Here is a 20,451-nt window from a genome sequence, read left to right on the forward strand (position 1 = left end):
TCTACCAATCGCAGAGGCTCGCGATGTAGTCGGCGCTGCCGTCGCGTTGCCAGCCGTCGAGTTGGGCTTGGTCCTTGAGCTGTTGACCGCGCTGGCGCGGCACCACGGCGAAAACGTTTTTCACATCAGAGAGGCCAGTCATGTCGCCCCAGAGTTTTTCGAACTGGGTCACCGGATAAACGTCTTCCTGGCCGTGGCCCCAGCGTTTTTTAACTTCTTTGATGGTGACGTAGGTCGGGAGTCGGGACGCGATACGGCGCACGGCCGCGTTGGTTTTGTTGGTGTCGCCAAGGTCGGCACGGGTGAGACCGAAGAACGTTAGCAGGCGGTCGACGTCGATCCAACAGGTGTTGGCATTGTAGTAGGTGAGACGCGATTCGTCTTCCTCCTGCGGGAGAGCGAGTCCTTCCACCAATCGCATCTTGCCGTCGACGCGGGCGAGTCCGCCGCCGTGGTCTTCGATGCGTTTGGTGATCATCTCCCAACCCAGGGTGGCACCCGCAGCGTTGAACCAGCCCAACATGGCGGGATCAGCGGTCGCCCCGAGCGTATCGATGTTGTGAACCATCAGCGTGCGCAGGTTGGGCTGTTGGGCAATGAGCGCGGCGAGCGTGCCGTTTTTGAGCAGATTGGGGATCTCGAACCAATGGCCGACAGGGTGCAGGCACTGGCCGGGCAGATTGTCGGTGTAGTCGGCTCCTTCGCCGGTCGCACGCGCCCAGCCGGTCAGCGCGGCGCGCACGCTGTCGCGCATTTTCTCCTTCTGCTCGTCGAGTTTTTGCTGGGCCGTTTCCTCCCAGGCAAACTGCAGGTCGCGCACCGTGGGCACGAGGCGCAGGCCGATGGAGCGGCCGGGAGATAACCATACTTCACGCTCCCACGCGTTGCCGTAGTGGGCACGCAGATACGTTTCGGTCGGGGCGTGGGTGAGGTAGCTCGTGGTGAAAACGTGCGGAATGGTGGCTCCGTGCGCGTGAGCCACCCGGCGGGTTTTCGCCAGATGCACATCGATGAAACTCCGGTGCTGGCCGTCGAATTTGGCGAAGGGATGCAGCCCTTTGACGACGCCTGCGCCTTGCGTCCACCGACTGCCGACGCCGGCGGCATAGGTGACCACGGCGAGCTCGCCCCGCGCGATGGCGGCGGCCCCGGTGGCGCGGTGGGTTTCGTTCTCGACGGTGCCGTCGAACAATGTCCCCGGGGTGACGTCTTCGATCTGGGCGGTGGGGGGCAGCCGGTTGAGCGCCATGCCGATGCGTCCGTCGCGCAGATCGGCGCGGATTTGCTCGTGTTGCTGGCGATCAAAGCCGTTGGCGTTGAGCAGCTCCTCCAACGTGTTTTCCTGACCTTGATCGTCCTCGATGGAGGGGAGCAACCGGTCGAGCAGACCGGGCAGGGCGGCGCCGAACTCCGGCTGATGCTGGGCGGCGCGGGTGAATTGGGTGAGGTCGATCTGCTCGCGATTGGTCAACTCCCGGGCTTCCCGTCGCAGGATGTCGGGCGTGACCTGACGGTAGTAGGCGACGGGCAGCAGGGCGTCGTCACCGGAAAGTAAATACGACGTGGAACCGTTTTCGTTGATGTGGAAATCGTAGACCACGGGGTCCATGGCGAACGGCAGTGACGATTCCAGATCGCGTTTGGCGGCGAGCATGATTTGGAGCAAACGATCCTGCGCCTCGGCGCGACGGGCCGGGGCAAAGATGAAGCCCATGCCACCTCCAGACATGCCGCCGAGCATCCAAAAGCCCCAGAAATCTTCGCCAAATTCGGCGCGAACTTCGCTGATCAGGCGTTCGGTGTAGCGGTTGCTGACCCACGGGATGATGGTCTGCAGCGGCCCGGTGAAGTTGGCGGTGAGTTCCGCACCGAGGGTTTTGATATCGCCGGTGGAGAGGGCCTCCAGAATGCGGTCCAGCGTGGCGACCGTGGACTGGCGGGCGTTCCAGGCGGCGGCGCTGCGCAGCAGGTATTTCTCCGTGGCCATCTCGAGGATCGGGCCGACGTTTTGCGCCATGCCGCCGTGCACGAGCACGAGGGAATCCTGCAAGGCCTGACGGGCGGAAGCCGGAATACGATCGGGACCCAGCAATGTGTGGCGGGGCAGCAGGGTCCCGCGGCTTATGCCGTATTCGGCGTCGGCGTCGGTGGCGGGGGCTCCTTCGATCAGTTTGATGCCCGGCCAAAGTCCACCCGAGTCCTGCCAACCGCCGCCGGAGCCGCCAATCCATTCGCCGAGAATGGCGCGGGCGGCGACGATGCGGCGCTCGTTTTCGGTCATCGGACCGGTGAGGTCGGCGATCTGGTGGGTTGCGCGCATGCAGGCCGCGATGAGGGCACCGAGGAGATTGGTTGAAACGGCGAGGCGGGAGCCTTTGGGAATGCCGTTCACGCTGGAGACGAGTTCAAAGCCCCGGCCCTGGCCGAAGACGCGGCCGAGCAGATCGGCCAGGCTGGCGCCCGAGCGCTCGATCCCGGGAGGCACGATGCCGGCGGCGATGACGGCGGCTTTGAGCAGACCGAGATAGTCCCGACCGAAGTCGAACACCTCGTCCAAGTCGCTGATGCAGACGGAGGCTTCCAAATCGACGGAAGCGAGGCGAAGCACGGGTTCGTCGATCACGCGGAAGTAGGCCTCGACCGGCGGGCGGGTGGAGGCGTCGCGGCCGTGCACGCCGAGGTCGATCGATACGTTGAGCACGCGGGCGCCCTCGGGGTAGTCCATGCCGAGGAAGAAGATGTCGCTCCACGCGCAGTGGGTGAGATCCATGCGCACGGCGGTGCGTTCCTGCAGGAGGGGAAACGGGGCGCGAGTCGAATCGCGCTGCACCAACTCGCGGCGCACTTTGAGCGGTTGGTCGAGCGGATGACCGAGGCGAAACATCCACGCGTTGCCCCGCGTGGAGCGCACGGTGCGTCGGACCTGGTCGGCCAACGTCTGGAATGCGAGCGCGTGGTAGCCCGCGGCGAGAGCGCTGCTGAGGGATTCGCTGGGGCCGGCGTCGGTTTGTTGCCGGCGAAGGCGGGTCAAAGCTTCCTCGAAGTGCCGTTCCAGCAGGTGCCGAAATGCATCGTAGGGCACGCGGCCGGATCGCGGCAGTTCCGTGCGGGTCGGCAGGTGATAGCGGTGAATGGCGCTGAGAAAAAACAACGCGCGCACCCGATGGTAGAGATTGGGTTCGTCGTGGCGGTAGGATTCCAGTTCCTCACACGCTGCGAGCAGCGCGACGACGGAACGGCCTTCGCACCATTGATCAAGGGCCAGGTTGCGCGTCGCCTCATCGGCGCCGTTAATGATGTCGGTGATGCCGAGGCTCATGGCATCAACGACCGGTTTGCGCGAGGAGCTCGACGATCTGCGTGAGCACGAGGTCGCGGTCACGGCCGCCGAGCGACAACGCGAGTTGTGCGTTGAGCAGGCCGTAGTCGGCGCCGATATCGTAGCGGCGCCCCGCGATGTTCAGCGCGAGGTAGCGGCGGCGGGAGGCAAGGGCGTGGAGCGCGGGCGAAAGGCCGAGCGGGGCGTCGGGCGCGGCTTGTTGCGCGGCCTCGAGCAGGGAAAAAATCTCGGCGTCGAGCACGTGCAGGCCGAAGAAACACAGATAAAAGCCGGCGCGCATGCCAGGCACGATCAACTCCTGTTCGGCGATCGTGGGCGTGGGCTTTTCCAGGACGGATTCGATCTGATAAAGCGGGGTGTCGCCGCCGAGCAGTTTGCCGCCGATCGCGCCGTAGGATGTGATTTGATTTTCCCGCGTCGGCTGCACGGCGGATACCGGAGTTTTTTCGGCGGCGGCGATATCGAGCAACTGCCGGGCGCACGTGGCGGTGGTGTCGCTGAGATGGAGGTGATCGCCGACCAGGTGCAGAAACGGTTGGTCACCGATGGCGTCCCGCGCGCAGAGAATGGCGTCGCCGTAGCCGCGCGGAGTGGATTGTTCGGCAAACGTGACCCGGGAGCGCAGATCGCCCGCCGCTTCGGCGTAGGCCGCTTGATCACCGGGGCAGATGACGACCACGAATTCCTCGATGCCGGCGCCGGCGGCTTCGCGGAGCACGATTTCCAAGGCGGACCGCCCGACGCCGTCGCGATCGATGAGGGTTTGGAGAGGGAGAGTGCGTTGGCGGGGATTGGCCGCCGTGACGAGCGCGTGTCGGACGTTCATGGGATCGGGGTTACCTCACCGGCGGAGCGGAAGGCATTCAATCCCAATTGCGTGCGCCGCTGCGACTACTTGGTGGTGCGCGGCGCGATCGTGGCGGGATCGGGCACGGATTTGGCGGCGAAATCTTCGCTGGCCGGCGTCTCTTCCGTCTTGGGTTTGTCGGGATCGGGCGCGGGCGGTGCCGACAACCTCGCGGGCTCGGGACTGTTCAACTGCTGAGCGAGTGATATCTGGTGAGTGCTTTGGCGCCGTTTGAGCACTTTCTGGAAGAAGAGATTGTTGGGCACGCGCCATTGCGAGCCGTCGTGACTGAGCAGGGTGGTGAAGAAGAAATTAATATCGATCACGCGACCAGTCACGTTTTCGGAGGGCAGTTCGATGTCATCCCCCACGCTGTAAGGTCGCAGGATCACCAACAAAATCGTGGCCGAGGTATGGCTCAACAAACTCCACACGGCGACAAAACCGATCGCGACCATGGCGAGCACGGTGGAGATCATGGCCCACAGTCCGCCGAGTTCGAAGCCGAACACGCCGAGGACCAGAATCGCCGTGATGATCCGCACGATCCAGCGAATCACATTGCGCGCGGGCACGACATCGTCCGGGGACAGGTGGGAGCGTTTGGTCAGGAGGCTGAGCATACGGCCCAGCACCATGTTGAGCAACATGCCGCCCAGGATGACCGCGGCGGCCACGGGCAGCGCGGCCATGAGGCCGGGAAGATAGGTCGAAATTTCGTTCCAGAGTTGGTCGAAGGTCATAGTGGCTTGGTTTGCAGCCCATCGCGTGCCGGATGTCTACATCCGACTGCGGTAACTGCGGCGGTTGAATTTCAGGTTCAGTAAGCCGGGGTGGCGCCGCGTTGGCTGGCCACCCATTCGCCGTGACGACAAGCGCTGGCGAGGCTTTCGGCGGGGGATTTCTCTCCCGCGAGGAGGTGGGAAAGCAGGCGGGCGAGAAACGCGTCGCCAGCTCCCACGGTATCCGCGACCTCAACTTCCCGGCCGGGTTCCCAGTGCCAGTGGCCGTTGATCAAAAGTCCGGCCCCGCGCTCGGCGGCGGTGATGCAGATCATGGGGCACTGGCGGTCGGCGGCAATGGCTCGTGCCATGGCTTCTTCGGCACCGGGTTGTTCGTCACAGGTGCCGAGGGCGAGGCGGGCGGCTTCGCTGGCGTTGAGTTTAAGCAGGTCGACGCCCGCGGCGAGTTTTCGCACCAAGTCGAGATCGTCGTGAGGAGCGCGGAGGTTGACGTCGAAGACACGCCACGCGTGATCGGGCAGCACGGTGAACAGGCGCGCCAGGGCGGATTGATTGAATGGCGTGCGCTGGGCGAGGGAGCCGAACACGATCGCGCGAGCCTCGACGGCGGCGCGGGTGGCGTCTTCGCCGACGGTGATTTGGTCCCAGGCGACGCTGGTGGTGATGTCGTAACTCGCATCGCCCCGCTCACCGAGGGCGGCGATGACCGTGCCGGTGGGCAGGCCTTGGTGCGTCTCGATCAGACTGGTATCCAGGTTCCAATGCTTCAGTCGTCGCAGGAGTTCGCCGCCAAGCGTATCCCGACCGAGGCCGGAGATAAGCCGCACATCGGTATTCAATTGGTGGAGATGGTAGCCGACGTTGAAGGGAGCGCCCCCGGCAAACAGACCGGCGGGGAGAAAGTCCCAGAGGATTTCACCGAAACAGAGGATGGTCGGACGTTCAGGCATGGTGGAGTCGAGTCGAAGGGATGGGGGTAGGGAAGTGAGGCGAGCTGAAGACGTTGGATGCAAAACCGCGGGCGAAGTTCAATTCCCGCCACGGTTCCACTTTACTCGGTTTTACGGATAGCGCATCCGCGATGGCTCAATCGCCACCGTGATCGGGGTCGGCTTCGACCTCCTGACAAGCGCGAATGAAGCACGCGGCGGACCAGGCTTGATACGCTTTACCCATGGGTCGGCCCGTCTGGCCGTGGACCCATTCGTTGAACTCCCACTCGCGATCGCGACCGAGGCGGTTGACCTCGGCGAGACGATAAAGTTCGCGACACGCGACCTCATGCAAACCGAGGCGATGGATGAAGCGCACCCACATGCCGCCGACGAAGGGCCAGATGCCACCGTTGTGATAGTGGTGCGGGAGATTGAGGAGATTGACGGTGTAGTAGGCGCGCCAATCGGGGTCGCCGGCTTGCACGACCGGGTAGAGATTGGAGACCGGATGGGGTTCGTTGACCCCCACGCCCCACATGAAGCGGAACGCCTCCCGGGCGCGGTCGATGTCGAGGAGGTTGGTGAGAAAGGCCAGCACGTTGCCGAAGACATCGCAGCGCCAGTTGAAGGCGAAGGGGGTGATCTCGGCCAACAGGTAGTGGGTGTCGCCCATGCTGAACTGGCGGTTGGCAAACGAGCGCGTGTCGTGGCCGGTGGTATCGGGATTGGTCGTGGGCCAGAACATGCTGAGGATCTTGCCGCGAATGTGCTGGGACCAGCGCAGGTAGTCGGCGGCGCGATCGTGGTCGCCGCGAAACTCGAGCAGATGCCCGTAGCACACGTTGGCGCGATACCAGAGGACTTCGTCGTAGAGCACGTTGTAACTGCGGCCAAACAAATCGGTCCAATCCCCGGCCTCGGGAATTTCGAGCAAGCCGTCGTTGTTGCTGTCGTGGGCCGCCAGCCAGTCCATGGCGCGTTGCAAGGCGGCGGCGTGCCGGTCGAGAAAGGCGGTGTCGCCGGTGCGATCGACGAAGTTGTAGACCGCGATGATGAGCCACAGGCCCGAGTCGATGGCACAGATGTTGCCCACCCCGGAATAGTCGGGCACGCCGTCGTCGATGCGCACGTTGGCGGGAATCTGGCCCGTCGGGGAAATGGCCCCCAGCAACGTCTCCAACGTGCGGCGGGAACAATCGAGGATCTCGGGGTCGTCGACATCGAGACTGTTGATCACGGTGATCGCGCCGTCGCGGCCCCACACGGAACGGTAGTTGGCGTCGGTGCCGGTGACGGTGTTGTCGTGCAACGAGCAGGCGGAAAATCCGATGGGCGTGATGTTGCGCTTCAACGCGTCGATGGCGCGTTCGTAGGCGGTGTGCACAAAGGCTTTTTCCTCATCGTTGAGACCGCCGAGTTTGGTGCCGGTGAACAGCATCTTGAAATCGGTGGTCATCTTGGCGCGCGGGATGGCGGTCTCGTTGGCCGTGGGTGGGGCGCAGGCGACGCCGAAGTGACACAGTCCCTCGACCACGCCGTCGGCCATGATTTGGCGCGCGTGATGCAGATGGGGATGACCGACGGTGGCTTCGAGCAACTCCGGCTGGGCGTTTTGCACGACGATGCCTTTGACGCCGGGCACGAGGAACATGCTGCTGTCGTTGCCGGTATCGCCCGCGACGATGACCGATGACAACGGCATACCAAGGTGTTTGCACAACCAGCGCAGGGCACCGCCCTTGGTGGCCGCCTGCGGCAGGATATCCAAGTCACGCGCGCTGGAGTAAACGACAGTGACGTCGAGCCCGGTGGCCTGGACGAGTTGCTCGATCTCGGCGATGCGCTGGGCGGTGGCATCGTGCAGATACCAACTCGTCTTGTGGTCGTTTTGAAAGTGATCGGGTTGGGGCGAAGTGTCCTCGAGGTCCTGGAGGATGGCGTGGACCTTGGTGCGGTCCCAGTTGCGATTCAGTTCGTCGGACCAGGCGTCGAGTCGAGCGTCGCCCTTGACGTCAAAGATCTCGGTGCCAACGCCGCCGATGTAGAAGTCCGGGGACGGCAACAACTCGGCGGCGACCAACGACTGCATGTCGGCGACCAGTCGGCCGCTGTTAAAAACGAGACAAGGGCGTTCGGCATCGGTGAGCGTTTCCCACGCCGCGATGAAACGCTGGGTCGACTCCGGATTGCCGAGCAGGGTGCCGTCGAGATCGGAGCTGAAGAGTTGAATCGGTGAGTTAATGGATGCGGCCATGAGTGAAGCGGACCCGCGAAGCTGGGATCGGTGCGAGTTGAAAGGCGGGGCGAGCAGGGTGAATGCCGGAGAGGGCCCGTGAAACGTCTCAACAAAGATTTACCCGGTGGCGGGGTCAAGGAAGGGACCGGGTTCCGCGCGGCGCGGGCGGCGTTTGACACCTTTGATAGGGTCGATGGGTGCACCCGATTGATACGGCCATTGTAGGACTTTATCTGCTGTCGTTGCTCGTGGCGGGCGTGTGGCTGGCCCGCCGCGCCGGTCAGGGCGCGGATGATTATTTTCTGGGGGGACGCCGGTTGCCGTGGTGGGCGCTCGGGTCCTCGGGCATGTCGAGCAATCTCGATGTGGCGGGCACGATGACGATTGTCGCGCTGGTCACGCTTTACGGGCTGCAGGGATTTTGGATCGAGATGCGGGGCGGGGTGGTGCTGCCGATCGCGGTGTTTCTCGCCTTCATGGGCAAGTGGCACCGGCGCTCCGAAGTGATGACCACGGCCGAATGGATGCTGTTGCGTTTCGGCGACGGGCGCGGCGGGCGCGCGGCCCGATGGACGGCGGCGTTGACCTATGTGATTCTGACGGTGGCCATGATCGTATTCTTCCTGTCGGCGGGCGGGCGATTTCTCGCAGAGTTTCTACCGTATTCAGAAACTCAATGCGCGGTGGGCGTGGCGCTCATTGCCTTTCTCTACACGACGGCGAGTGGTTTGCACGGCGTGATCTGGACCGATGTCGTGCAGTCGGTCCTGATCGGAGGAGCGGCGATTTATGTGGCGGTGACGGCGGCAGGGCTGGTCACGCCGACATTGTTGGCGGGCTGGCCGGCGGCGGAGTTGAACACCTTCTGGCCGCAAAGCGGCGACGGAGCGATGGAGCCTTACGTGCCCTTTTATGCGTTTCTCGCCATATGGATCAGCAAAGGCGTGCTGGAAGGACTGGGGGGCAGTGGAGGCTCGGCGTATATGGCGCAGCGGTTTTATGCGGCGAGCGATGAGCAGGACTGCGGCAAGATCGCGATGTTGTGGACGGTGCTCTTTGCCGCGCGTTGGCCGATGGTGTTGGGCTTTGCCATCATCGCGATGCAGCTCGGTGTGACCGTGGACTCGTTCGCGGCGGCGGAGGGAGTGTTGCCGACGGTGTTGCAATCGACCTATTTCCCCGCTGGGGTGCGCGGACTGATTCTCGCGGCGATGTTGGCGGCGGCGATGTCGACCTTTGACAGCACGCTCAACGCGGGGGCGTCCTACGTGGTGCGCGATCTGTTTCAGCCGTGGTTTCCCCGGGCGGCGGAGCGGCAATTGGTGTGGGCCGGTTATGGGGCTTCCGCGGTGCTGGTGGCGATGGGACTGGGGTTGTCGCTATGGTTGGGCGGCACGGTGTTGGGCGTCTGGATCGGCATCGTCATGCTGCTGTTTCCGGCGTTTTTGGTGCCGTTCGCGTTGCGGTGGTATTGGTCGCGGTTCAACGGTCCGGGGTTTGCGGCCGGTATCGCGGGCGGATTTGCCACGGCGTTGTTTTTCTCGCTCATCGACCCGGCCGGATGGAACGAAGCGACCCGGTTTTTGGCGATTTCCGTGGTCTCAGCGGTGGCGGCGATTGCCGTCGCGCTGAATTCGGCCCCCGTGGATCCGGACCAGTTGCGACGATTTTACGAGCAAGTCCGGCCCTTCGGCTGGTGGCCGCGGGCCTGGCGGCAACCCGACAAGGTCGAGCATCGGGCTGATGTCGCACGGCTGCTGCAGGCGCTGGTATGGCAGATCACCACGTTTCTCCTGCCGATGGGCATGGTGTTGGGTATGTGGGTCGAAGTGGCGGTGGCCGCCGTCGTGTGGATCGTCCTGGCGGTGCGGTTGTGGCCGGATAGCAAACGACCGCAGGCGTAAAACACTCGCGGCCGGAAAAGTTTGGCACCGCCCGCGAAGACGGCGTGGTGTTGCTCAATTAATCGCCATCGTGCCAGGGCTCGTCCCAATCATCCTCGTCAATGGCATGGGGACTCGGACGACCTTCGACGAGGCCGATGAGTTGTTGAGCGATCCCGGTCCAAGTGAAGAGGCTGCGAGCCTTGTGGGCCCCCATACGTTTCATGCGATTGCGTAATTTGGGATAATTCAGCGGTTTCATCATGGTAATGCCGAGATCCTCCGGGTCGAAGGTGTCGGCATAGAGGCCGTGGCGGCCGTAACTGATGGCACGGAACAAACCGCCGTGGACCGTCACGACCGTCGGGGTCCCGCAGGCCATGGCTTCGATCGCGGTCATGCCGAATGGTTCGTAGCGGCTGCTGAGCACGAACAAATCGGCCGCGCGGTAATAGTCGGGCAAGTCCTCATCGCTGATGAAGCTGCCAAACTTGACGCGTTTTTCGAGGCCGTGGGATTTCACCTGGGCCTTGATGCCGGCGAGAATCTCGCGTTCCTGCTTGTCCATTTTTTTGCCACCGACGGCGAGGCGCAGGATGGCGTCGGGGACACGTTTGGCCGTCACTGCAAACGCGTCCACCAGCAGGTCGTAACCCTTGTTGGTGGCGAGACGACCGAGGGCGACGATGGTCGGTTTCTTGAAGCCGAGGCGTTTGCGGATGGCCTCGCGTGATGCTTCGCCCACGGGAAAGAAACGGTTGTCGTCATAACCGGGCGGAATCATGGCAACGCGGCGACGAGGCACCTCGTAGTCTCTGATGATCATGTCGTGCTGCGGCGGCGTGGTCGCGAGCACCATGTCACAATGGCTGTAGAGCAGGGTCTCCTCGCGGATGCGGGTGGTGAAGTTGAACTCCTGGTCGAAGTCCGCTTTCTTGTCCGGGTAATCGGTCTCCATCTGCGCACGCTTCCAGAAGCCGAGCGAATGGGGCGTGTGCACGTGGGTGACCCGAAGGGTGTCGGCAAGACGTTGTCCCGCGATGCCCGCATCCCAGTAGTGGCTGTTGATGAATTCGTATTTGAGTTTGTGCCGCTTGATGTAACGCAACGCGTGCTCTCCCCATTCCATGAGGTGTTCGTGCAGGTATTCCTTGGGGATGAAATCCTTGCCTCCGCAGGGCATGCGAATGACGCGGACTCTGCCGCTCACGGTATCAATCTGGGGCTGGCCTTCGAAACGACGGGTCCAAATATCAACGTCGTAGCCGAGCTGCCCGAGCTTCTTGGCGAGTTCGAGCACGTAAACCACCTGGCCTCCGGTATCGGCGGCGCCCAGCGGCGGGTTGGCGGCCACGTAGCCATGAGTGGACACCATCGCGATGCGAGGGCGTTTAGGATCTACTGTTATCGCGGACATTCCGCAAGAATGCCAAAAACCGGTGCAAACGCCAGTCGCGGAAGGAATTCATGTCGATTGACGCCCTTTTGTAACGGTTTGGTGCGGAGTCTGCTCAGAGTTTGTCATGAATTGCTTTATTAGTGGACCCAACCGGGAGGTATCGTGAGCAAACGAAAAATTCGGATCGGGTTCATCGGCACCGGAGGCATCGCGCTGAGTGCACACGTGCCGGGATGGCAGTCACTGAAGGACGTCGAGATCGTGGCCGTGGCAGATGTCCGCGAGACTGCCGCCCAAGGTTTCGTCGCCGCAACGGGGGGGCGCGTTCAAGTCTTTAAAGACTACCGGGAGATGCTCGAACTCGACCTGGATGCGGTCGACATTTGCACGCCCAACAAGATTCATACGCCGGCCGTGCTCGCCTCGCTCAAGGCGGGCAAACATGTGCTGTGCGAGAAGCCTCTGGCGACCACCACGAAGGACATCCGCAAGATGGGCGAGCTGGCCGACAAGCTCGGGCTGACGCTCATGTCCTGTCAGCATATGCGCTGGCGTCCGCAGTCACTCGCCTTGCGCGACTGGATTCACAACGGCGGACTCGGCGAGGTGTATCACGCCCGCGTGCGAGCGATGCGGAGAGCCAAACTACCGCCACGCCCCGGTTTCATTTACGAGGAACTTTCGGGGGGCGGACCCTGCATGGACATCGGGGTGCACGCCCTCGATTCGACGATGTGGATGATGGATTTTCCGAAGCCCGTGCGCGTGTCGGGCACCACCAAAGTTAATTTTGCCAAGGGACGAAAAATTCCCGGCCAATGGGGCGAGTGGGATCGCAAGGGCTTTAACGTGGAGGACTTCGCCGCCGCCTTCGTGCACTTCGAAAACGACGCGACCCTCATGCTTGAGACCGCCTGGTTGGGGCATCAGGAGGAGGACGAGGACATGAGTTTCCAGCTCTTTGGTCAGCGCGGCGGCGTGAAATGGCCGAGCGCGGAATTTGCCTCCGTGCAAGGGCGGACCTTTACGCAAGGCACCCTGAAGAACCCGGACATGCTGGCGGCTCCGCACACGGAGGCCATTCGCGCTTTTCACCAGTGTTTCACGCGCAAAAAACCGTCGCTGGTGCCGTGGACTGAGACGATTCAGGTGATCGCGATTTTGGAAGCGGTTTACGCGTCGCAGAAAAAAGGCCGCGAAATCACGCTTAAGTAAACCCGATCTCCATGGCTCGTATCGCTTTTCTCTCCACCGCCCACATCCATACCAAGGCGTTCATCGAGATCCTGGCCTCGACGAACGACGGTCGCGAAGCAGCGGTGATTTGGGACGACGTGTCCGAACGCGGCCAACGTTATGCCGAGATGGCGGGCTGTCCGTTTGAGCCCGACATGGACAAGGTGCTGGCCGACGCCTCGATCGATGGGTTCATCATCTGTTGTGAGAACACGCGTCACCTGCCGCTCCTACGGTCGACGTTGCCGGTGGGAAAACCCGTGTTCTGCGAAAAGCCGCTTGTTACTTCCACTCGTGAGCTCACGGATTTGCGGGAGCTGGTCGCGGCCTATCCGCAGACTGTTCTCTTTGGCGGATATTTCCAGTTTTACGACGCGGCGTTGCAGAGTGCCAAGGAACTGATTCTCAGCGGCGGGTTGGGCAAGGTGACGCGAGCCAGTTATCGCAATGCGCATCACGCGGCCTACGGGCGGTGGTTTGATTCACCGGATCTGGCGTGGTTTGCGAATCCCGCACTCGCAGGAGGTGGCGGTTTTTTTGACATGGGCACGCATGCGTTTCACGCGCTGCGCTCGATCTTTGGTCAGGCCGAAAGTGTCTGGGCCGACATCGGCAACGAAAGCGGAGAATATCCCGCCTGCGACGACTATGGTGTCGCACACCTCAAATTTGGCGGCGGCGTGAAGGCGACGGTCGAAGCGGGCTGGACCTTCACGGGCGGTCGCCTCGGTTTAGAAGTCATTGGCTCGGAGAAAAGCCTGTGGCACGACGGTGAAAAGTATGTCGTCGCCAAGGCGCGGGAGAAGCCGGAGCCGTTGGAACTCACCATGCCGGCCCGACCCTTTCGGGTGGAACGCATGCTCGCCGTGATTCGTGGCGAACTCAGCCACGATGAACTCTACTGGGACCTCGAAGCCTCCATGGACATCGTCGCCTGGATGGAAGCCGCCTACACCTCGGCCGGCAGCGGTCGCTGGGAATCGATCGGGTAAAGATAGCCGGGGCGGTCGCAGCCTTATCCGACCGAGCGACCTTCGCGAAAACCGCACGTGTCAAAATGGTGGGCGCCTGATGTAAAATCCCCGGCGGCGACGGCCGCAGCCACATCTGGATATCGTGTGAGATAATGGTTCTCCGGGAACACGCTAAGCACGGCGACGGATTGGCCGAAGCCGACCACGCCTTCGAGCCGTCGTCCGTCCTCGCAGTCGACAGGCTCCAGGATGGGAATCCAATGGTCCGTGCCGTCGCGAATTTGTTCCTCTCTTAAACCGAGAGCGCGAGTCAGTCGGCGAATGGTGTCCTTGGTGGTAAACTTGTTGAGCACCCGGTCGGGGCGGGTGTCTTCCACCGTTTTTTGGAAAATGATCCAGTGCGTGTCGCAGTCGAAATCGAGAAACGAAAACACGATTCTTCCATCCGGTCGGAGCGCGCGACGAGCGGCGGCGAGGAACCGGTAAATGTCTTCGTCGAGGAGGTGGGTGAAAACAGAGAAAAAGGTAACGAAGTCGGCGGTGTGCTCCGGCACCGGAATTTCGATGTCCGTGGTCCGGGCAAACGTCCAATCGCGGCGCTCACAACGGTCCCGGGCGAACCGCAGGGCTTCTTCCAAAATGTCGGTGCCGATGAACTTGCCGGTCAAGTAGTCGCGCAACCCATACGGGAGCCGACCGCTGCCCGTTCCCACATCGACCAATGTGTCGGTGGGTTTGAGTCCCAGGTGGATAAGCAGGGACTTCTCCAACATGCTGACTTCTTCAAACTGACCGCCCACCACCAATTCGATGGCGCGATCATAGCCGTGCTCTTCGATCATACGGTCGAGTTGGGACTGATAGGTCGAGAGGTAGTCGGGGAGCGGCATCGAATCGGACGCAGGATGTTCGATATCCCGACAATCGATATCGACGGACCCACCCTTCCGACCCCGAAAAACATGCAGGCTCAACCGGTCTGACTTGCCAACGCTCACTGTCGCAACGTCCGGCAGGCTCCGGAAGTGTAACCATTATGGTTACACTGGCGCGGCTGCGATCTCGACTAATGGGTCGTAGCGGGACAGACGAACGCGACCGTTACAGTAAATCGCCTTGGTCGCGGGCGAAGCCTTTGAGGCCGAGGGCCTGGTAGGCTTTGGCGGTGAGGACGCGGCCTTGTTGGGTGCGTTGGAGGTAGCCTTCCTGGATGAGAAACGGTTCGTGGACTTCCTCGAGCGTATCGGCTTCTTCGCCCACGGCGATGGCGACGGTGCCGAGTCCGACGGGGCCGCCTTTGTAGTTTTCGGCCATGATGCGCATGATGCGCTTGTCCATCTCGTCGAGACCGCGGGCGTCGATCTCCAGCAGCTCGAGGGCCTTGGCGGCGACGGGCTTGGTGATGCGGCCGTCGGCGCGTTCCTGGGCAAAGTCGCGCACGAAGTTGATGAGGTTGTTGGCGATGCGGGGCGTGCCGCGGGAGCGGGCGGCGATCTCTTTTGCGCCGTCGTTGTCGATCTCGACGCCGAGCAATCCGCACGAACGTTCGACGATGCCCATCAACGTGGGCGTATCATAATAGTCGAGACGTGTCTGCAGCGTGAATCGCGAGCGCAGGGGGGCCGTAAGCAGACCGGCGCGGGTCGTCGCGCCGACGAGCGTGAAACGTGGAATCGAAAGGCGCACGCTGCGGGCGTTGGGGCCCTGGTCGATCATGATGTCCAAGCGGAAATCCTCCATGGCGGAATAGAGGTATTCCTCGACCGTTTTGGGGATGCGGTGGATCTCGTCGATGAAGAGCAGGTCGCCTTCCTCCAAGCTCGTGAGCAGACCGGCGAGGTCGGATGCCTTTTCGACGACCGGACCGGAGGTGACGCGCACATTGCGGCCCATTTCGTTGCCGAGGATGAAAGAGAGCGTGGTCTTGCCGAGACCGGGCGGGCCGCTGAGCAGGATGTGGTTGAGCGCATCGCCGCGTCGTTTGGCGGCCCCGACCATGACCTGCAGGCGCTCGACGGATTTGGCCTGGCCGGTGAAATCGGAAAATGAGAGTGGGCGCAGCGCCGCCTCGGCCGGGGACTCCGGATTGTTGAACGTGGAGGCGAGGTAGTCGGTGACTTTGGGCGTGTCGGGCATGGCGGCCAAGTAAGAGGGATGAAATCTGAAGTAAGAAGCGCGAACTGACGTCCGGTGAAAACGATCAAGGCAGGTCGTTGAGCACGGTCAGGCCGGGCACTTTATTGAAGTGACGGTCGAACGTCAGCACCGCAGCCCCGTGATCGAGAGCGCAAGCCGCGATGGCAATGTCCGTCGCGGGGATGACATCACCATGGCGGTCTAGCTCCCAGGCCAGCGCAGCGGCGTGTTGCCACGTGCGAGGCGTCAGGTTGAGGAAGTGCATGGTGGAGAAGCGTTGGTCGTAACGCTGCCGATGAGTCGGAACGCTGCGGCCGCGCAAAACCTCGACCCAGACCAAACCATTGATCGCGAAATCGACGTCCGAATAGAGGTCGAATGATGCAAAAGCGTCCTCTCGTAGCTGGCTGAAACGAATGAAAAAACTGCTGTCGACGAGAATGAGCGGATTCACTTTGACGGGTAATTTCCGGTGTCCTCGTCGGTCGCTTCAGGCACTTGCCGATCATCGGCCTCCGCCGCTAATTGGCGACGGGACCTGAGTCGGTTGATGCAACGCTGCACGGCATCCTCGTCGATATCGGGTGGATCAATGGCGTCCGATGGCTGTGGCGCGGAATCCTTTACCCAATCTTCATGGGTGGGCCAGAGGGGAGTGCGAAACAGTTTTCGCTGTTTGTGGCGGCGGGCGAGATCGCGCAGAGCCATCTCTACAGCGGCGGTCTTCGTCTTCGCCCCGGTCAGATCCATGACTTCGGCCAAGACGTCTTCGTCGATATGCATCGTCATCTTCATGATGCATTATGAGTATGGTTTCTAAACCATACCGTCAAGGCAGATATGGCATGCGAGCCATACTGTAGTTTAAATAACACCACATAAGCAATATAGGCAACTTGTCACCTAATGGGTGACAAACTGCGGGGGGTTACTGCCACTCCAGGCGGGCGCCGAGGGAGTTGAGGTTTTCGACGAAGCGGGGGTGGGCGCGTTTGATGATTTCGGCGTGGCGGACAACGCTCTCGCCCGGGATTGAGGCGGCGACCATGGCGAGGGCGACGGCGGCGCGGATCACGTAAGGCGAGTCGACGACGGCGGGGCGCAGGGGGCGTCCGCCGAAGACGATGAGGCGATGGGGGTCGCTCACCACGGCGTGGGCACCGAATTTCGCCAACTCGGGAATCCAGGAAAACCCGTTTTCATAGACCTTGTTCCAGAAGTGAATCGTGCCGGTTGCGTGGGTGCTGAGCGCGATCATGAGCGGGAGTAGGTCGACCGAGAAATAGGGCCACGGCGCGGCTTCGATTTTGGGCAGCAGATTGACGGTGTGGGGCTGCTCAATCTGGAGCGATTGGTTGCGCTCCACGATGGCGGTATCGCCGTCATGGGTGACGATGACGCCGAGGCGGGCGAAAGCGCGGGCGATGAGGTCGAAGTGTTGGGGCACGGAGTTTTCGATCCGCACCTCACCACCGGTAATGGCACCAAGGGCCAGGAAGGTGACGACTTCGTGGTAGTCGGTGCCGATAGTGATGTCGGCGCCGTGCAGTGAATCCACGCCGGTGATTTCGAGTCGGCTCGTGCCGATGCCGGTGATGTTGGCCCCCATGGCGACAAGGGCGGTGCAGAGGTCCTGCACGTGCGGTTCGCTGGCGGCGTTAATGAGGGTGGACGGGCCGTCGGCGAGGGCGGCGGCCATGGCGAAGTTTTCCGTAACGGTGACCGACATGTAGTCGAGCCACTTGCGCGTGCCGGTGAAGCGTTGGCCGGGCAAGGCGATGGTCAGCGGTTCGGTCCCGGAGATGTCGGCTCCGAGAGCGGCCAGGATATCGAGGTGGGGATCGATTTCACGGACACCGAGGGAGCAGCCCTTGGTGTTGGACCGCACTGTGATCTTGCCGAGGCGGTGGAGCAGTGCCGGGTAAAGCAACACGGTGGACCGCATGTCCTGCGGCAGTTCGTGATTGGCCAGGGCCGGGGAGAAATTGGCGTGATCGATCTTCATCACGCCGGCGGCGCGATCCCACGCGATGCTTGAGCCCTGAGTGGTGAAGAAGTTGACCAGTTTGTTGAGGTCGGTGATGTCCGGGACGTTGCGCAGCGTGACCGGTTCAGCGGTCAGGAGGGTGGCGCAGAAGACGGGCAACACGGAGTTTTTGTTGCCGGAGGGAGTGATGGTGCCGCTCAGCGGATTACCGCCTTGGACGATGAGATCGGACATGGGGAAAGAGTGAAGGAGGAGAGACGGCGAAGGAAATGCGGAAAGGCGATGGCGGCGATGCTGTTCCCGGGGCGGAAGCCAAAAAAAGGCGCCCGTCGGAGAGACGGACGCCTGAGAAGTGCGTTTGGGCCGGTGGGCCTTGGCAAGGGTTAACTCGATGCGGAATCGCCGCCGCCGGAGCCGCCTTCGCTGCGGCGTCCCCGGTTGCTGCCACCGCGACCACCGCGACGACGACGACGGCGATTGCCGCCGCCTTCCCCACCACCTTGGCCTTCGCCACCGCGTTCACCGCGAGGGCGCGAGTCATGGGACTCGGGGTTGGCACCGTTGGAACGACCGCGACCACGACCGTTGCCGGAACCATTGCCGCTGCCACCGCCGTTACCCCGACCGCGACCACGGCCGCGACCGCGTCCACCACCGGAGCGATTGCCGCGCGAGCGTTCGCCGGAGCGGGAATCGGATTTGCCGCCTTCGGTTTTGGTGGGCTCGGAGGAACCGCCGATGAGGTTCTTCAGCCAGCCGAAGAAACCGCCCGAGCTCTTGCTCGATTCGAGTTTGGGTTTCGGCACATCGACCTCGACGTCCTTGGGGGCGCGGGGGCGGCGTTCGCCTTGATCGCGATTGCCGCGGCCTTCACCGCGGGGCTTGCGCTCACGACGACCACCTTCGCGGTTGCCGCGAGGTTCGCGCGCGGGGCGTGCGCCGTCGCCTTCGCCGCGACGATTGCTCGGCTTGAAAGCCGGACGTTCATCGGAAGTGGCGGGTTCGGGAAACGACGGGGTCTCCCAGCTTTCGGTCGATTGATTCACGCGTTTGGGCGGAAGGATATCGAGTTCAGCTTTTTCATCCGGAGCAGGATCCTCCGGGGCCTCTACCTGGGCGGGAGCTTCTACCTTGGCCGGAGCGGCTTTGGCTTTGGGCTTGGGCGCGGGCTTGGACTTGGCGGCGGGTTGAGCTTCGGGAGCCCAGGATTCCTCGGAAGCCTTGAGGGGCTCCGGGTTTGACGGAGCGACCTCGGCGGCGGCAGGCGCGGCCGGGGTCGGCGTTTCGACCGGAGCGGGGGCAGCTGCCTCGGGGGCGGCGGCCGGCTCGGGAGCGAACGGGTTTACGTATTCGGACTCGACCGTCACAACTTGGACGGCGGTCGGCTTGTAGTCGCTCTGAGGAGCGGTGCTGCTGGGAGCCGGGGTCGATGACTTCGGCTTGCGTTTGCCGCGCGCGAGACCGGTGCCGCGGCTGGTGCCGAACGCAAAAGCGGGTTCGGCAGCAGGGGTGGTCGTCGGTGCGCTGGTCGTCTCGGCGGGAGCTGCGGCCTCGGGGGCGGCGCTCTCGGAACCGGACGTGTTATTATCTGACATGTTCTTGTTTATGTTTAGGTTAACACGCGCTCACTCAGAGAGAGGAGCTGCGTGACAGTTGCCCCGGGCGGAGGCCGAACGGGCGCTCAACGCGGGCAACAACCCGGCAACTTCGGTGCAAACCACTGGCAGGGCAATTCCTTTTTCGGGGCGGTGGAACGTGCTCGTGAGTTGTCACTTGCGCTCCCCGGCCGCACGAACAGCCTGCGTTGCCATGGACAAGCTCGAAGAGATTTTCACCATGCAGGAAGCGCTCAACGCCCGGATCGGGGTCCAATTGCCGCCGCCGTCGGATGAGGAAAAAGCCAAGTGGATCCTCAACTACACCCGCGCGATGCAGCAGGAAACGGCGGAGTTGATCGACAGTGTGCCGTGGAAGTGGTGGGCGAAATACCAGAAGTTCGACGAACAAAACGCCAAGGTGGAGGTGGTGGACCTGTTCCACTTTCTCGTGTCGTTGGCGCAGACTTTGGGCATGACCGCGGAGGATGTTTACCAGGCGTATTTGAAGAAAAACGCGGTGAATCATCAGCGTCAGGAATCGGGCTATGTCAAAAAGGACGAGGACGATTCGAAGCACATTTAGCCGGGGCGGAGGCCCGGCTAAGTATCAAGTAACAAGGGCCAAGTATCAAAGAGGGGAGAAGCGAAGCAATGAAGCGGGTGGGTGATCGGTTGGATCTCTCGTTTGAGATCAAGGTGGTGCGGGGGACCGATGCGTCGCCGGAGACGGTGCGGTTTACGGATCTGTTGACCGGCCCGACGGTGGTTTCGGTTTACATGCGCAATAATACGGGTTCATGCGACAAGCAGAACGACGCGTTGGTGGCGGATTGGGCGGAAATCAACGCGGCGGGTTTTAACGTCGTTGGTGTGTCGCGCGATACGGGTGGATCGCACATCCGATATGCGGCCAAGAAAGGCATCGGCTATCCTCTCGTCAGCGATCCCGAGGATTTGTTCGCCACGGCGGCCGACGCCGTGATCGACAAAAAGATGTATGGCCGTGTGTTTCGCGGTCCCTTGCGGTCGGCCTGGGTGCTCGATGCTTCCGGTAAAATTCTCGCCATCATCGAGAAGGTGGACGCGAAGACGCATGGCGCGCAGGTGCTCGCGGCCGTGTCGGCGCTTTAACCGGCG

The 20,451-nt window shown here is 62.4% G+C and carries 17 protein-coding genes; 5 read left to right on the forward strand and 12 right to left on the reverse strand.

The window, feature by feature from the left end; all coding sequences use genetic code 11:
• Nucleotide 1 precedes the first annotated feature (1 nt).
• The 5 genes from PXH66_RS01585 to PXH66_RS01605 form a co-directional block, all read right to left on the reverse strand.
• On the reverse strand, nucleotides 2–3,319 hold the full coding sequence (locus PXH66_RS01585; RefSeq protein ID WP_330928747.1) for a UTP--glucose-1-phosphate uridylyltransferase: 3,318 nt from the start codon (nucleotides 3,317–3,319) through the stop codon (nucleotides 2–4).
• A 4-nt stretch (nucleotides 3,320–3,323) separates the two neighbouring features.
• Nucleotides 3,324–4,166 (reverse strand): sugar phosphate nucleotidyltransferase, encoded by an 843-nt coding sequence (locus PXH66_RS01590; protein WP_330928748.1) that lies wholly within the window; start codon nucleotides 4,164–4,166, stop codon nucleotides 3,324–3,326.
• Nucleotides 4,167–4,231: 65 nt separating this feature from the next.
• Entirely contained in the window at nucleotides 4,232–4,930 is a 699-nt protein-coding gene (locus PXH66_RS01595) for a mechanosensitive ion channel family protein (RefSeq protein WP_330928749.1), read from the reverse strand.
• A 77-nt stretch (nucleotides 4,931–5,007) separates the two neighbouring features.
• Nucleotides 5,008–5,880 carry a PfkB family carbohydrate kinase gene (locus tag PXH66_RS01600; RefSeq protein WP_330928750.1) on the reverse strand — a complete coding sequence of 291 codons (873 nt, stop codon included), beginning with the start codon at nucleotides 5,878–5,880 and terminating at the stop codon, nucleotides 5,008–5,010.
• A gap of 136 nt (nucleotides 5,881–6,016) precedes the next feature.
• The gene (locus tag PXH66_RS01605) at nucleotides 6,017–8,119 is read right to left on the reverse strand and encodes an HAD-IIB family hydrolase (protein ID WP_330928751.1); all 2,103 of its coding nucleotides are present in this window, start codon (nucleotides 8,117–8,119) and stop codon (nucleotides 6,017–6,019) included.
• Between the two features lie 179 nt (nucleotides 8,120–8,298).
• Here PXH66_RS01605 and PXH66_RS01610 point away from each other — a divergent pair, with 179 nt between their 5' ends.
• The gene (locus PXH66_RS01610) at nucleotides 8,299–10,005 is read left to right on the forward strand and encodes a sodium:solute symporter family transporter (RefSeq protein WP_330928752.1); all 1,707 of its coding nucleotides are present in this window, start codon (nucleotides 8,299–8,301) and stop codon (nucleotides 10,003–10,005) included.
• A gap of 58 nt (nucleotides 10,006–10,063) precedes the next feature.
• Here the strand turns inward: PXH66_RS01610 and PXH66_RS01615 are convergent, their stop codons facing one another.
• Complete coding sequence (locus tag PXH66_RS01615) at nucleotides 10,064–11,401, reverse strand: glycosyltransferase (protein ID WP_345781721.1); 1,338 nt, start codon at nucleotides 11,399–11,401, stop codon at nucleotides 10,064–10,066.
• A 144-nt stretch (nucleotides 11,402–11,545) separates the two neighbouring features.
• Between PXH66_RS01615 and PXH66_RS01620 the strand changes: the two genes are divergently transcribed.
• A complete protein-coding gene (locus tag PXH66_RS01620) occupies nucleotides 11,546–12,598 on the forward strand; it encodes a Gfo/Idh/MocA family protein (RefSeq protein WP_330928754.1) in 1,053 nt (350 codons plus the stop codon).
• Between the two features lie 11 nt (nucleotides 12,599–12,609).
• The gene (locus PXH66_RS01625) at nucleotides 12,610–13,611 is read left to right on the forward strand and encodes a Gfo/Idh/MocA family protein (RefSeq protein WP_330928755.1); all 1,002 of its coding nucleotides are present in this window, start codon (nucleotides 12,610–12,612) and stop codon (nucleotides 13,609–13,611) included.
• Nucleotides 13,612–13,634: 23 nt separating this feature from the next.
• On the opposite strand, the gene PXH66_RS01630 is transcribed toward PXH66_RS01625, so the two are convergent.
• The 6 genes from PXH66_RS01630 to PXH66_RS01655 all read right to left on the reverse strand — a co-directional run bounded on the left by PXH66_RS01630 (nucleotide 13,635) and on the right by PXH66_RS01655 (nucleotide 19,311).
• Nucleotides 13,635–14,483 (reverse strand): class I SAM-dependent methyltransferase, encoded by an 849-nt coding sequence (locus PXH66_RS01630; protein ID WP_330928756.1) that lies wholly within the window; start codon nucleotides 14,481–14,483, stop codon nucleotides 13,635–13,637.
• A 211-nt stretch (nucleotides 14,484–14,694) separates the two neighbouring features.
• A complete protein-coding gene (ruvB, locus tag PXH66_RS01635; protein WP_330928757.1) occupies nucleotides 14,695–15,729 on the reverse strand; it encodes a Holliday junction branch migration DNA helicase RuvB in 1,035 nt (344 codons plus the stop codon).
• Between the two features lie 64 nt (nucleotides 15,730–15,793).
• Entirely contained in the window at nucleotides 15,794–16,183 is a 390-nt protein-coding gene (locus PXH66_RS01640; RefSeq protein ID WP_330928758.1) for a type II toxin-antitoxin system VapC family toxin, read from the reverse strand.
• Nucleotides 16,180–16,524 (reverse strand): type II toxin-antitoxin system VapB family antitoxin, encoded by a 345-nt coding sequence (locus PXH66_RS01645; RefSeq protein WP_330928759.1) that lies wholly within the window; start codon nucleotides 16,522–16,524, stop codon nucleotides 16,180–16,182. The genes PXH66_RS01640 and PXH66_RS01645 overlap by 4 nt, the downstream gene beginning before the upstream one ends.
• A 133-nt stretch (nucleotides 16,525–16,657) precedes the next feature.
• The gene (locus PXH66_RS01650) at nucleotides 16,658–17,950 is read right to left on the reverse strand and encodes a UDP-N-acetylglucosamine 1-carboxyvinyltransferase (protein ID WP_330928760.1); all 1,293 of its coding nucleotides are present in this window, start codon (nucleotides 17,948–17,950) and stop codon (nucleotides 16,658–16,660) included.
• Nucleotides 17,951–18,099: 149 nt separating this feature from the next.
• Nucleotides 18,100–19,311: a hypothetical protein gene (locus PXH66_RS01655; protein WP_330928761.1), complete on the reverse strand. Its 1,212-nt coding sequence runs from the start codon at nucleotides 19,309–19,311 to the stop codon at nucleotides 18,100–18,102.
• Nucleotides 19,312–19,525: 214 nt separating this feature from the next.
• On the opposite strand from PXH66_RS01655, the gene PXH66_RS01660 reads away from it, so the two are divergent.
• Together PXH66_RS01660 and PXH66_RS01665 are read left to right on the forward strand one after the other, a co-directional pair.
• Complete coding sequence (locus PXH66_RS01660) at nucleotides 19,526–19,897, forward strand: dUTPase (protein WP_330928762.1); 372 nt, start codon at nucleotides 19,526–19,528, stop codon at nucleotides 19,895–19,897.
• An 89-nt stretch (nucleotides 19,898–19,986) separates the two neighbouring features.
• On the forward strand, nucleotides 19,987–20,445 hold the full coding sequence (locus tag PXH66_RS01665; protein ID WP_330932201.1) for a peroxiredoxin: 459 nt from the start codon (nucleotides 19,987–19,989) through the stop codon (nucleotides 20,443–20,445).
• Nucleotides 20,446–20,451 lie beyond the last annotated feature (6 nt).

This window comes from Synoicihabitans lomoniglobus (genome assembly GCF_029023725.1).
Classification (GTDB): domain Bacteria; phylum Verrucomicrobiota; class Verrucomicrobiia; order Opitutales; family Opitutaceae; genus Actomonas; species Actomonas lomonigloba.

Excerpts from the sequence above, each read along its gene's own strand:
- PXH66_RS01585 (WP_330928747.1), bottom strand. The coding sequence starts at position 3,319 with ATGAGCCTCGGCATCACCGACATCATTAACGGCGCCGATGAGGCGACG.
- PXH66_RS01590 (WP_330928748.1), bottom strand. The coding sequence starts at position 4,166 with ATGAACGTCCGACACGCGCTCGTCACGGCGGCCAATCCCCGCCAACGC.
- PXH66_RS01595 (WP_330928749.1), bottom strand. The coding sequence starts at position 4,930 with ATGACCTTCGACCAACTCTGGAACGAAATTTCGACCTATCTTCCCGGC.
- PXH66_RS01600 (WP_330928750.1), bottom strand. The coding sequence starts at position 5,880 with ATGCCTGAACGTCCGACCATCCTCTGTTTCGGTGAAATCCTCTGGGAC.
- PXH66_RS01605 (WP_330928751.1), bottom strand. The coding sequence starts at position 8,119 with ATGGCCGCATCCATTAACTCACCGATTCAACTCTTCAGCTCCGATCTC.
- PXH66_RS01615 (WP_345781721.1), bottom strand. The coding sequence starts at position 11,401 with ATGTCCGCGATAACAGTAGATCCTAAACGCCCTCGCATCGCGATGGTG.
- PXH66_RS01625 (WP_330928755.1), top strand. The coding sequence starts at position 12,610 with ATGGCTCGTATCGCTTTTCTCTCCACCGCCCACATCCATACCAAGGCG.
- PXH66_RS01630 (WP_330928756.1), bottom strand. The coding sequence starts at position 14,483 with ATGCCGCTCCCCGACTACCTCTCGACCTATCAGTCCCAACTCGACCGT.
- ruvB (WP_330928757.1), bottom strand. The coding sequence starts at position 15,729 with ATGCCCGACACGCCCAAAGTCACCGACTACCTCGCCTCCACGTTCAAC.
- PXH66_RS01645 (WP_330928759.1), bottom strand. The coding sequence starts at position 16,524 with ATGAAGATGACGATGCATATCGACGAAGACGTCTTGGCCGAAGTCATG.
- PXH66_RS01650 (WP_330928760.1), bottom strand. The coding sequence starts at position 17,950 with ATGTCCGATCTCATCGTCCAAGGCGGTAATCCGCTGAGCGGCACCATC.
- PXH66_RS01655 (WP_330928761.1), bottom strand. The coding sequence starts at position 19,311 with ATGTCAGATAATAACACGTCCGGTTCCGAGAGCGCCGCCCCCGAGGCC.
- PXH66_RS01660 (WP_330928762.1), top strand. The coding sequence starts at position 19,526 with ATGGACAAGCTCGAAGAGATTTTCACCATGCAGGAAGCGCTCAACGCC.